This window comes from Williamwhitmania taraxaci (assembly GCF_900096565.1).
In the GTDB taxonomy this organism is placed as follows: domain Bacteria; phylum Bacteroidota; class Bacteroidia; order Bacteroidales; family Williamwhitmaniaceae; genus Williamwhitmania; species Williamwhitmania taraxaci.
On the sequence record NZ_FMYP01000012.1, the window covers coordinates 1 to 12,312 of the forward strand.

Here is a 12,312-nt window from a genome sequence, read left to right on the forward strand (position 1 = left end):
CTGAATTAATTGTCGTACATCCATGATATCTATCTTCTTTGCGGCCATATCCCTGATTTAAGTTTCAGCGATAAGATAGAAATCATTCCTTTCAATGGCTCAATGGCGCAATTTGCGTCGAAACGGGTGGCGCAACTTCGACCGAAACAATAGCCTAAATGCACCTAAAAAAGTGGCACAACTTCGACCGAAACGCCTGGCACAACTTGAACCGAAATGGGTGGCACAACTTCGACCGTTTTATCTAGTTTTCACCTAAGTAGGTGAAAATATTTTAATCGGGAAAGCCTTGTGATGATTATTATTACAGGGGTTCCCGATTATTTTATGCTTTTATGTTGCGGATATAAGGTAGTGTGCTAATTTGCTAATGAAAACGATCGAAGTGGGGGCTACCATTTGGGTTAAAATCTTAGCGAAAGCAATGAGGGTTTAGATTGCAACTGATTAGTAGAACGGAATTAGCAAATTACTACATTCTCTTATTGTCATTGGGCTTGCCGATGGATAATCAAAAACATCCATTAATCTATGGTAATCGTTGGAAAAGAGTTAATTTTACCACCGAATTTTCATAAACTAGGAGAGATGATTCTGCTAGTTTGCAATATGGATTAACTTTTTCAGAATTAATGGAAGACATAGAAAAGCTAAAGAAAATTGCTTCTCAAGTTCGACGGGACATTGTCCGGATGGTACATGCCCAAGCATCGGGTCACCCAGGTGGCTCATTGGGTTGCACCGATTTTATGGTTGCCCTATACTTTAGCGTATTGGAGCATGAACCAAAGAATTTTGACATGGATGGAAAGAATCAAGATCTATTCTTCCTTTCCAATGGTCACATTTCCCCAGTATGGTATAGCGTTTTAGCGCGCAGCGGTTATTTCGATGTTCGCGAACTCTCTACGTTTCGTAAGATTAACTCACGTCTTCAGGGTCATCCAACTCCAGCCGAACACCTTCAAGGTATTCGTATTGCATCAGGATCGCTTGGACAAGGGCTCAGCGTTGCTTGCGGTGCTGCCCTCGGAAAGAAGATGAATGGCGATAAGAAGCTCGTCTTCACCCTTCACGGCGATGGCGAATTGCAAGAGGGTCAAAACTGGGAGGCAATAATGTTTGCTGCCCATAATAAACTCGATAATATAATTGCTACCGTAGACTATAACGGTCAGCAAATCGATGGCCCTGTTGATAAGGTTCTTTCGTTGGGCAACCTTGGTGCCAAATGGGCTGCTTTTGGCTGGGATGTTCTTGAGATGAACGGTAACGATATGGCCGATGTGATTCGTGGTTTAAATGAAGCCAAGAGTCATGCCGGTAAAGGAAAGCCAGTTGTTATCATCATGAAAACAGAGATGGGCATGGGTGTCGATTTTATGGTTGGAACCCACAAATGGCACGGCAAAGCTCCTAGCGATGAACAATTGGCTTCGGCACTCGATCAACTGCCAGAAACTCTTGGCGATTACTAGTCAGTAGATACGATATTAACCCGGCAACTGCCGATAAACTCTTATTACAATGAAGAATATTGTTGTAATAGCACACGATGCAAAGAAAAACGATTTGGTTGAGTTCCTTAAAGAGCGGCTCGACTGGATTCAGGGCGTAAATCTTCTGGCTACCGGAAGAACTGCTGAATTTATAGAAGCACAAGGGATTGCTGTGAAGCATCTCAGTCCAGGTCTTTCGGGAGGGTATATTCAAATTACCGAAATGATTGGCCGCGGCGAGGTGGATATCGTAATCTTCTTGCGCGACCATAAACTGGCGCAGCCTCATCACGAGGATATTCGTCGGCTTTTGGAACAGTGCAACGTGCATAATATTCCGTTGGCAACCAACATTGCCAGCGCAGAGTTGCTCATTCTCGGCCTTATTAAAAAGGAGGCTTCTGAGCGTTTAAAACACAAGTAGGGATTCACTCTACAATTTTCTAGAAAAAACAGAATAATGAAGAAATACGTTTCCACAGGACTTAAAGAAACAAGAGCAGGCTTTGGCGATGCGCTTACTGAGTTAGGGAAAACAAATCCTAACGTAGTTGGGCTCTGTGCCGACCTTATTGGTTCACTTAAAATGGAGGGCTTTATTGAGCATTGCCCCGAGCGTTTCATTCAAACGGGTATTGCCGAGGCAAACATGATTGGTATGGCGGCAGGCCTTACCATTGGTGGAAAGATTCCATTTGCGGCTGGATTTGCTAATTTTGTTACTGGCCGAGTTTACGATCAAATACGCCAAAGCGTTGCCTATTCCAATAAGAACGTGAAGATTATTGCCTCGCATGCGGGTATTTCTCTTGGCGAGGATGGCGCTACGCACCAGGTAATGGAGGATATTGGGTTGATGAAAATGCTACCCAACATGGTCGTGATTAACACTTGCGATTACAACCAAACCAAGGCTGCTACGCTTGCCATTGCCGACTATAAGGGACCGGTTTATCTTCGGTTTGGTCGCCCTGCGGTTCCTAATTTTACTCCAGCCGATGAGAAGTTCGAAATAGGAAAGGCTATTGTTCTCAGCGAAGGCGAAGATGTTACCATTTTTGCCACAGGAAACCTCGTGTGGAAAGCACTAGAGGCTGCTGAAATTCTAGCGGAGGATGATATCTCCGTTGAGGTGATCAATATCCACACCATTAAGCCTCTCGACGATAAGGCAATTCTACGTTCTGCCGGAAAAACACGTGCTGTTGTTACTGCCGAGGAGCATAACATGAACGGTGGCCTTGGCGATAGCGTTGCTCAACTATTGGCTCGCAAGCTTCCTACTCCAATGGAAATGGTTGCTGTTGATGATGTTTTTGGCGAAAGTGGTAAACCATCCGAATTGATGGAGAAATATCATCTCGATACGCCTTCAATTGTTGAGGCCGTTAAGCGTGTTTTGAAACGGAAAAAGTAATAGTTCCAGTTTTACTAAATGGCTGAATACTCCGATACTACTATAGTTGAAATGTTCCGGGTGGGTGAAAGCAAAGACTTTGCTTTCACCCTTCTTGTACAAAAATATCAGGAACGACTATATTGGCATGTTAGGAGGATGGTGACCGATCACGATGATGCCGATGATGTTCTGCAGAATACCTTCTTAAAGGTGTGGGGCGGTCTTGGGGGATTTCGCGAGGATGCCCAACTCTACACTTGGCTTTATCGGATTGCTACCAATGAAGCTCTTACTTTCTTGAAGAAAAAACGAGCAAACGTCTTTATTCCATTGGGTAACGTGGAGTATCAGTTGGGTAATACTCTTGCGTCCGATCCCTATTTTAATGGCGATGAAATCCAAGCTAAGCTGCAAAAGGCTATACTGAAGTTGCCCGAAAAGCAACGCCTTGTTTTCAATATGAAGTACTACGATAATATGAAGTATGATGAGATGTCGGAAGTGCTTAAAACTTCTGTCGGTGCGTTGAAGGCATCATTTCATCATGCCGTCAAAAAGATTGAGAAATTCATGCTTGCCGATTAAACCTTTGCATGGGGGGGTAATCCTACCCACAAGCAAATGATATTTAGATGTCCCCATATTCATTAAAATTGGCTATTTATGGGGTTTTCAACGGCTCGCCAAGCCCGAATAACAACGGAGAAAAATTACTACAATGAAAACGAATTTTAGTGGAGAAGAGAATCTCGAGAAATTGCTTAACGGACTTCCAAAGGGAAATCCCTATTCTGTTCCTGAGGGTTACTTCAATGCATTTCCACAAAAAATTTCTGAGAGAATTGCTCAAACAAAAAGTGGACAAGAAACAGATACTTCAAACAAAGGATGGTCCATGCGACCCTATTTGGCCTATGCTGCCGGACTTGCTCTGGTTTTAAGCCTAGGTTACATTGGCACCAAAATGAGTTTGAATGAAAAAAGTATTTCGGTATCTACCAAGGCAATTGCACAAAGAACCGATAGGGGAACTTATGTCGATTTTGATGAATCTTCATTAATTCAAGCATTACACGAGGATAGTCGTGTTCCAAAACCAACCCTTGGCGAAACAGACAATCGTGACGCGATGATTCAATATTTGGTAGATGAGAATGTTGACTATACAACCCTCGTTGAAAAGTATTAAAAGGACACTATGACAATCTTGAAGTATATATTTGCCATTTCCATATTTGCCTTTGTAAGTTTTGGCTTTGCAGCCAATGCGCAAGATATTCAAGACAAGGCTGAGATAGTGAAGGCTCAGAAAATTGCTTTTTTTACAGAGAAACTTGACCTTACTTCTTTGGAGGCTCAGGATTTCTGGCCTCTTTATAACGATTACTGGAAGCGGAAGAATGTAATCATAAGTGAGCGTAGGGAAACCATGGTTTATTGTGAAAAGAATTTAAACCGCATGTCGACTAAAGAGATTAAGGCATATGCTGATAAATACGTTGGCTTTCAGCGCAGAGAGGCTGATCTGCTCAACGAGTTTAATGGTCGTTTTCAAAAAGTTCTTCCGGCAGAAAAGGTTATGAAACTCTATTTGGCCGACAATGAATTTAAGAATTGGCTACTTCAGCAAATAAAGGGTTCCGGGAAGAGTGACTGATGATGAACGTCTGTGGCGTTAGCCGACGTAAATAAATCGAAGCGCAGCAAGGATTACGACACAGCGTTTCGATGATTCCATAAATAAAAGTATAACCTCGATTCGTCGGGGTTTTTTATTAGGATAGATATCCTTCCGATCCGAAAATATTTGGAGCGATAAAGTGTGTCTGCCTATAGCACAAAAAAATACGGGGCTGCATCATTTGATGCAGCCCCGTTTATACTTTCCTCAGTTATACGATGGGCTTAATGCCGATCTTCTGAATGAAATCTACGGTCTTGTCAATTTCGAGATACATAATTTTATCCTCGGTAATGAAGGAAACCACCTTGCGGTAACTTGCAAGGAAGTCCTCCAAGTAGGGGGATGTTTTTGCAGGCCGACGGAAGTCAAATGCTTGGGCGGCATCCATTAATTCAATGGCCATTATTCGCTCCAGATTGTCGATTACCTTAAGCAACTTGGTAGCAGCATTTGCTCCCATGCTTACGTGGTCTTCCTGTCCGTTGCTCGAGACAATCGAGTCGCAGGAGGCTGGGAAACAATACATTTTATTCTGACTAACCATGGATGCTGCAGCATACTGCGGAATCATATAGCCTGAGTTCAAGCCTGGGTTTGCCACCAAAAATTCAGGAAGGCCACGAAGACCTAGGATTAGCTGGGCTGTTCTTCTCTCCGATATGTTTCCAAGTTCGGCAAGAGCCAAGGCAAGAAAGTCCATGACAAGCGCAATGGGTTGACCGTGAAAGTTTCCACCCGAAAGGATTAGATCTTCGTCGGGCCAGATGGTCGGATTGTCGGTTACCGAATTGATTTCGGTTAAAACTACCGAGGCAGCATAGCGAATGGTGTCCTTCGAAGCGCCGTGAACTTGCGGCATACAGCGGAAGGAGTAAGGATCTTGAACATGCTTTTTTGCACGGTTTATCAGTTCGCTGTTGTTGAGTATTCTGCGTATGTTTTGTGCAGTTTCAATTTGACCTTTATGCGGTCTAACTGCATGGAGGTTTTCGTGGAATGGTTCAATTCTACCGTCGAAAGCTTCCAGCGATACAGCCCCAATGATGTCGGCAAGGGTGCTGATTCTAAATGCCTTTAATAGAGCAAAAACAGCATGTGAACTCATGAACTGGGTTCCGTTTAGCAGAGCCAACCCTTCCTTGCTCTGTAACTCAATAGGGGCCCATCCTAATTTTTTGAGTACGTCGGCCGATTGCATCTTTTCGCCCTTAAAACGAACTTCGCCTAAGCCTAGTAATGGGAGGAACAGATTGGATAATGGAGCTAAATCGCCCGATGCTCCTAGCGATCCGCGATCGTAAACGATGGGTAATACATCGTTGTTGACCATCTCAATAATCCGTTCAACGGTGATTACCTGAACACCGGAGTTGCCCATCGAAAGAGCGTGCGCCTTGAGGAAAAGCATTAGCCTTACAATATCTCGGCTTACCTCTGTTCCGGTGGAGCACGCGTGCGACATTACTAAGTTCTTTTGCAGTTGAGCCAGCTGATCGTGTGAGATAGATTGTTTACACAACGATCCAAAGCCTGTGGTGATTCCGTAAATTGGCTCGGTTTGATTCTTTACCTTGTTGTCGAGGTAGGTGCGGCATTTTTGGATGAGGGCCTTTGCCTCCTCCGAGAGTTTTATCTCAATATTTCCTTCGAGAAATTTTTCCAATATCTCAAAAGAAAGAGGGGTTTGATTAATGTAGTGAACTGTCATAATTGGTTGTTTATGATTTATTGGAGACACAAAAACCCTTCCAGAGGAGGGGTTTTTGCGTGGTTTATTGGTTTGTTAAGAAGTCGTTGAGTTGATGGAATGCTACTTGATGCTGTTCGCCGGAGGCCATCGACTTAACGGCCATGGTTGAGGTTGCTATCTCGTTCTCACCAATCAGCGCAACGAACGGAATCCCTTTTCTATTTGCATAATCCAGCTGCTTTTTCATTTTAGCAGAATCGGGGTAAAGTTCGGCTGCAATGCCAGCCTTACGGACTAGGGCGAGAAGACCTAGGCAGGTCTGAGCTTCTTTTTCTCCAAAGTTTACAAACATAACTTTGGATGTGGCTGCCGATTCGGCCGGGAATATATCCAGCTGTGCCATCACGTCGTAGATCCGGTCGGCTCCAAACGAAATGCCTACCCCCGACATGTTGTTTAGTCCAAAAATTCCGGTGAGATCGTCGTAGCGTCCACCTCCACATATACTGCCAATGGCAACATCCTTGGCCTTAACTTCAATGATTGCACCGGTATAGTAGTTCAGCCCCCTGGCAAGGCTTAGGTCTATCTCAATAGGGGTGCTTAGTGATAGCGATTCGGCGTAGGCAAGTATTGTTTCCAACTCTTCAATACCCTTGATTCCGGTTTCGGAGGAGGCGAGGATTTTTCGCAGGGTATTTAATTTATCTTGGTTTTTACCTTCCAGTAGAAGTATTGGTTCCAACTTCCCAACAGAATCGGCAGAAACACCTCGCTCGATTAATTCGTCTTTAACGGCATTGAGTCCTATTTTGTCGATTTTGTCGATGGCAACCGTAATATCAGTAAGGCGTTCCGAAGCATTTAAGTATTCAGCAATTCCCGATAGTATTTTGCGGTTGTTTAGCTTTATTACTACTTTAATCTTTAGTTTTTCGAAAACGGTATCGATGATTTGGAGCAATTCGACCTCGTTGAGAAGTGATGTGCTGCCAATAACATCTACATCGCACTGGTAGAATTCGCGATAGCGTCCCTTTTGTGGACGATCGGCGCGCCATACTGGCTGGATTTGGTAGCGCTTAAATGGAAACGATATTTCGTTTTGGTGCATCACAACGTATCGGGCAAAAGGCACGGTAAGGTCGTAACGTAGCCCCTTCTCCGATATTCGTGTTGCTAGAGGTGAACTACTTTCGGGTGTAAGGTCGCCCTGTGGTATTTTACTTAAATAGTCACCCGAGTTAAGTATCTTGAATAGGAGTTTGTCTCCTTCGTCACCATATTTACCAAGAAGGGTAGATAGGTTCTCCATTGCAGGGGTCTCCAGCGGTTGATATCCAAAGCACTGGAACTGGCGCTTTACTGTGTCGAATATGTAGCTTCGCTTTGCTGATTCCTCAGGTGAAAAGTCTCTTGTTCCTTTTGGAATACTTGGTTTTTGAACAGCCATGATAAATAATTTTCACAAAGATAGGAAAACAACCTTATTCTTTGCTGTTCATGCTGTTTAGCATTGGTAGTTTGCGGCAATGTTTTGGAAACAGCTGTTTTGAACAATATCAAATAGGGCTAAGTTTATTGTAGTTGTATTGTTTTTTAATATTTTTGATTCGTAAATACTTGTGTTATTTCAATGTAACCCCAAACTGATTATGAGGCGTTTATTTATTGTGCTTGCGGTGGTTGTTCCTTTGTCCGTATTCACGGGATGTAGTAAGGATGGCGGAATTAACTTATTTACGCTACAACAGGATATTGAGTTTGGGCGACAGCTCGATTCTTCAGTAATGGCAAATCCAGATGAGTATAAGATATTGGATAAAGCCACTCATCCTAAAGCATACGAGCACTTAGAACGGGTTCGCGATGCTATTTTGAACTCAGGGCTTATTACGTATAAATCTGAATTTGAGTGGCAGGTAAAGATTATTGATAACGATGAGGTTCTAAATGCATTTGCTGCTCCTGGTGGTTATATGTATTTCTATACTGGGCTCATTAAATACCTCGACAATGAATCGCAATTTGCCGGAGTGATGGCTCACGAAATGGCGCATGCTGATAAAAGACACTCCACTCAAACGATGACTAAGACGTATGGTTTTGATGTTCTCTTAAGTGTTTTGCTTGGCGATAAACCATCGGTTATGGCCGATGTTTTGGGCCAGCTGGCCAAAGGGGCAACTTCGCTTAAGTTTAGCCGGGAGCATGAATACCAAGCTGATGAGTTTGCGGTTAAATATCTTAATGCAACCAATGGCAACTCGAACTATGCACCTCGCGAGGTAGCCGGGTTTTTTGAAAAACTCACTGCAGCCGGTCAAAGTGGTAAAACGCCTGAATTCCTAAGTACTCACCCTTCGCCAGAGAATCGAATTAGCGAAATTGAGCGTATTTGGAAGGAGTTAGGCTCAAAGGTAGGTGAAACCTACATAGACAGATATAATGAGTTTAAAAGCAGCGTGTCGAAATAAACGTTGTTCATAGAATAAAAAGAGCGAGGGCGTTTCTGATGTGAAACGCCCTCGCTCTGTTCTATAGTATTACGAATTAGTCGGCAATAAGCTTCTTGTAACGAAGCCTTTTTGGCCCCTCTTCTCCCAATCGCTCCTTCTTGTTAATTTCATAATCGGAGTAGGATCCTTCGAAGAAGTAAACCTGTGAGTTGCCTTCGAAGGCAAGAATATGCGTAGCAATACGATCGAGGAACCACCTGTCGTGCGAAATTACTACTGCACATCCAGCAAAGTTCTCTAGACCTTCTTCAAGGGCACGAAGGGTGTTGATGTCGATATCGTTGGTAGGCTCATCGAGCAGTATCACATTACCTTCCTCTTTCAGAGCAACGGCCAAGTGCAACCGGTTACGCTCTCCGCCCGAAAGCGCAGCGCACTTTTTTTCCTGATCGGCACCAGAAAAGTTGAATCGACCAACGTATGCCCGAGAGTTTTGCATTTTCCCTCCGAGTAGCATTGTTTCCGTTCCGCCCGAAATAACCTCAAAAACCGATTTTACAGGGTCAATGTCTTTATGCTGTTGGTCTACATAGGCCACTTTTACTGTTTCGCCAACCTCAAAGGTTCCATGGTCCGGTGTTTCAATACCCATAATCAACCTAAATAGGGTGGTTTTACCGGCACCGTTAGGGCCAATTACACCAACAATTCCGGCTGGAGGTAAAGAGAAACTTAAGTCTTCGAAGAGCAGTTTGTCGCCATAGCCCTTCGATACATTTTTAACCTCAATTACCTTGTTTCCAAGTCTCGGTCCATTGGGGATGTATATTTCTAACTTTTCCTCTTTTTGTTTCTCGTCTTCATTCAGCATCTTGTCGTATGCCGCAAGACGTGCCTTTCCTTTGGCTTGGCGAGCTTTAGGAGCCATCCTAACCCATTCCAATTCATGTTCCAACGATTTTCTTCGCTTGCTCTCTTGCTTCTCTTCTTGAGCCAATCGTTTGGATTTCTGATCGAGCCAAGAGGAGTAGTTGCCTTTCCATGGAATTCCTTCGCCACGGTCTAACTCGAGAATCCACCCTGCAACGTTATCGAGGAAATAGCGATCGTGGGTTACTGCAATAACGGTTCCTTTATACTGCTGTAGGTGTAACTCCAGCCACTCAACACTTTCGGCGTCGAGGTGGTTAGTAGGCTCGTCGAGTAGAAGAATCTCTGGTTCTTTGAGCAGTAATCGGCAGAGAGCTAATCGGCGTCGTTCTCCTCCCGAAAGGTTCTTTACAATTGAATCGCTATCGGGGCAGCGAAGAGCATCCATTGCCCGCTCTAACTTGCTGTCGATTTCCCATCCGTTCACTGCATCAATTTGTTCGGTAACAATACCTTGCCGCTCAATGAGTTTGTTCATTGCATCATCGCTCATTGGCTCTGCAAAGCGATTATTTATCTCTTCATACTCTTTTAGGAGATCAATCACCTCCTGCACGCCTTCTTGCACAATCTCTCGGGCAGTTTTTGTCTCATCGAGGTGCGGCTCCTGTTCGAGATAGCCAACGCTGTAACCCGGTGAAAAAACAACATCTCCTTGAAATGATTTCTCAATACCCGCAATAATCTTGAGTAGAGTCGATTTTCCAGAGCCGTTTAATCCAATGATGCCTATTTTGGCACCATAGAAAAATGAGAGGTAGATGTTGCTTAGAACTTTCTTTTGAGGAGGGTATGTTTTAGTAACCCCCACCATCGAAAAAATGATTTTTTTGTCGTCAGCCATTATTGTTGTTTAATTGTTTTCGAAGAAATGCCCCGCTAGTGCGGGGCAAATATATTGCAATTTAACCATCTCTGGTTTACACCGTAGAATGAACTCGTGTCCTCTTCAATCGTTCCTGATAATTTGGCGATTGTGGGAGGACTTTGTTGTGTATCTAACGCCTACTTGTTCAGTTTTTTTAGATCCTTAATCATAAGTCCATCGTCTTCTTTGTTCTTGATGGTATGATAATCCCAATAGTATAGCTTGTTTTCGCCTATACCTATAATCATTTTATAGCAACGGGCTTGCATTCTGGTTCCCTCGGGACCTACCTTATGTAAAAAAACCACGTTGGTATTTCTCTCTTCAATTGCCTTCTCAATATCTTCGGACTTTACCACTTTAATGGTGAATTTATAGTTCGATTGAAGTGTTGCTAAACTACGGGCCTCTTTGGCGAGGTCTTTTTCTACAACCCAAAGCTCTTTAGTATGTACGTCTCCTCGGTTTTTATTGTAGTAGTTAAACATGTTTGCCGTTAGCAGTTCGGAATTTGTTTTCATGAGCTGTATGTGGTTCTGGAGAAAGGTGACTAGCGCTTTCGACTTGTAAGCCCAGCTAAACTCATCCACATTGGCATAGCTAATTGGAATACCGCAAATTTCGGGCATGTCGGTAATCCTCTTCACTGCTGCACCAAGCAATACGCTTAGAAAGTTATAGCTTGCCTCTATTTTGTCTTTTGGAAATTTTACCTGAATAACTACCAAAAATGACTTTTCAGGGTCTTTGCGCATTTCCTCAAACTGGGTGTTGTTGATAAACTCGAAGGGGGTGATGGTCCAAAACTTTTCAACAGCTTCCTTCACTTTCATGTTGTACTCGCTCATTGGATTGTTTTGGAGCACAACATAGGTTTTGGTTTTGAAAAACCGATCAACGTCAGCCTGAGTGGGGACGTATCGTTCAGCGCTACAGTAGAAAGCGCTCAATATTAGCGATGCGGTAATGAAAATGAATTTTCTCATAGCGTATGGTTTTTGTTGTGATTTTATTTCTTTGTTGGTATTAAAAGCGGATTGCATTGGTTATACCTGCGAATGTAAAGAAACTTTAAATCTTTTTTCTTTCTCTTGCTTAAATTTAAATACTCTTTTGCCAACTCGTCATCGGCTGCAATGGAGGTCGATACATTTGGGACGGTGTAGTCGGAGACTTTACCTGTTTTAAAATTTAATAGGAACTGGCGCGTCTCCTGTATTGAGTAAAGGTTTGGTGAGATATTGTAATTGGCTCCATAGCCATTATAGAAGGGATCGTAATATTGTTGATTTGTCACTGTAACGGTTGCAATAAAGTGGCAGAGGTTGCCTACAATTGAAATCTTATTAAAACTACCTCCAAGGTTTATGTAGATTACGCCATTGTTAGAGAATCCCCAAATTTGTTCGGTTAATACCTCTTTTCGAAGCCCATTCTCATCGAAAAAGAAAATCTTTTTTCCGCCCAATACTTTATCGAAGAATGCGGGGCTGGAAAGATTCTCGGAGATGATTAGGCGTGACTTAGGAATGGGATTGTTGTTCTTTACTTGTGCAAAAGTAAGATAAATCCCATTATTAAAAGAGAAATCGGGGGTATATACGGTGCTCGACAAACTGTCCGATTGGGCATGAAAGCCTGTGGATAGAAGTAAGAGAACTAGTAGGTTGATGAACTTAGTCATGTGAGGATATTAATCTTCCAAAATTACAAAAATATACTAATTCAAGGCTACGTTTCGGTTAAGGCATGTCTTTACTTCTTATTTTTTTCACGATAATAT

General features: G+C 43.1%; 12 protein-coding genes. 7 read left to right on the top strand and 5 right to left on the bottom strand.

The genetic code is table 11. From position 1 onward, the window contains the following. The first annotated feature begins 632 nt into the window (after positions 1 to 632). From BLS65_RS04720 to BLS65_RS04745, 6 genes are all read left to right on the top strand, one after another. A complete protein-coding gene (locus BLS65_RS04720; RefSeq protein ID WP_092436407.1) occupies positions 633 to 1,478 on the top strand; it encodes a transketolase in 846 nt (281 codons plus the stop codon). 49 nt (positions 1,479 to 1,527) lie between these two features. Then, positions 1,528 to 1,923: a methylglyoxal synthase gene (locus BLS65_RS04725; RefSeq protein ID WP_092436409.1), complete on the top strand. Its 396-nt coding sequence runs from the start codon at positions 1,528 to 1,530 to the stop codon at positions 1,921 to 1,923. Between the two features lie 36 nt (positions 1,924 to 1,959). Beyond that, a complete protein-coding gene (locus tag BLS65_RS04730; protein ID WP_092436411.1) occupies positions 1,960 to 2,916 on the top strand; it encodes a transketolase family protein in 957 nt (318 codons plus the stop codon). 18 nt (positions 2,917 to 2,934) lie between these two features. Beyond that, a complete protein-coding gene (locus BLS65_RS04735) occupies positions 2,935 to 3,483 on the top strand; it encodes an RNA polymerase sigma factor (RefSeq protein WP_092436412.1) in 549 nt (182 codons plus the stop codon). 133 nt (positions 3,484 to 3,616) lie between these two features. Continuing rightward, positions 3,617 to 4,087 (top strand): hypothetical protein, encoded by a 471-nt coding sequence (locus tag BLS65_RS04740; protein WP_092436414.1) that lies wholly within the window; start codon positions 3,617 to 3,619, stop codon positions 4,085 to 4,087. Positions 4,088 to 4,096: 9 nt separating this feature from the next. Beyond that, positions 4,097 to 4,555 (top strand): hypothetical protein, encoded by a 459-nt coding sequence (locus tag BLS65_RS04745; RefSeq protein WP_092436416.1) that lies wholly within the window; start codon positions 4,097 to 4,099, stop codon positions 4,553 to 4,555. 235 nt (positions 4,556 to 4,790) lie between these two features. Here the strand turns inward: BLS65_RS04745 and hutH are convergent, their stop codons facing one another. Continuing rightward, positions 4,791 to 6,293 (bottom strand): histidine ammonia-lyase, encoded by a 1,503-nt coding sequence (gene hutH, locus BLS65_RS04750; protein WP_092436522.1) that lies wholly within the window; start codon positions 6,291 to 6,293, stop codon positions 4,791 to 4,793. A 61-nt stretch (positions 6,294 to 6,354) separates the two neighbouring features. Further along, positions 6,355 to 7,725, bottom strand: a complete 1,371-nt coding sequence (hisS, locus tag BLS65_RS04755) for a histidine--tRNA ligase (RefSeq protein ID WP_092436418.1) — start codon at positions 7,723 to 7,725, stop codon at positions 6,355 to 6,357. A gap of 202 nt (positions 7,726 to 7,927) precedes the next feature. Here hisS and BLS65_RS04760 point away from each other — a divergent pair, with 202 nt between their 5' ends. Further along, positions 7,928 to 8,749, top strand: a complete 822-nt coding sequence (locus BLS65_RS04760) for a M48 family metalloprotease (RefSeq protein WP_092436420.1) — start codon at positions 7,928 to 7,930, stop codon at positions 8,747 to 8,749. A 76-nt stretch (positions 8,750 to 8,825) separates the two neighbouring features. Here BLS65_RS04760 and ettA read toward each other — a convergent pair whose 3' ends face one another. From ettA to BLS65_RS04775, 3 genes are all read right to left on the bottom strand, one after another. Next, positions 8,826 to 10,505: an energy-dependent translational throttle protein EttA gene (ettA, locus tag BLS65_RS04765; RefSeq protein WP_092436422.1), complete on the bottom strand. Its 1,680-nt coding sequence runs from the start codon at positions 10,503 to 10,505 to the stop codon at positions 8,826 to 8,828. Between the two features lie 161 nt (positions 10,506 to 10,666). Then, on the bottom strand, positions 10,667 to 11,515 hold the full coding sequence (locus BLS65_RS04770) for a hypothetical protein (protein WP_125869767.1): 849 nt from the start codon (positions 11,513 to 11,515) through the stop codon (positions 10,667 to 10,669). Between the two features lie 23 nt (positions 11,516 to 11,538). Then, positions 11,539 to 12,213 carry a hypothetical protein gene (locus tag BLS65_RS04775; RefSeq protein ID WP_092436426.1) on the bottom strand — a complete coding sequence of 225 codons (675 nt, stop codon included), beginning with the start codon at positions 12,211 to 12,213 and terminating at the stop codon, positions 11,539 to 11,541. Positions 12,214 to 12,312: the final 99 nt, after the last annotated feature.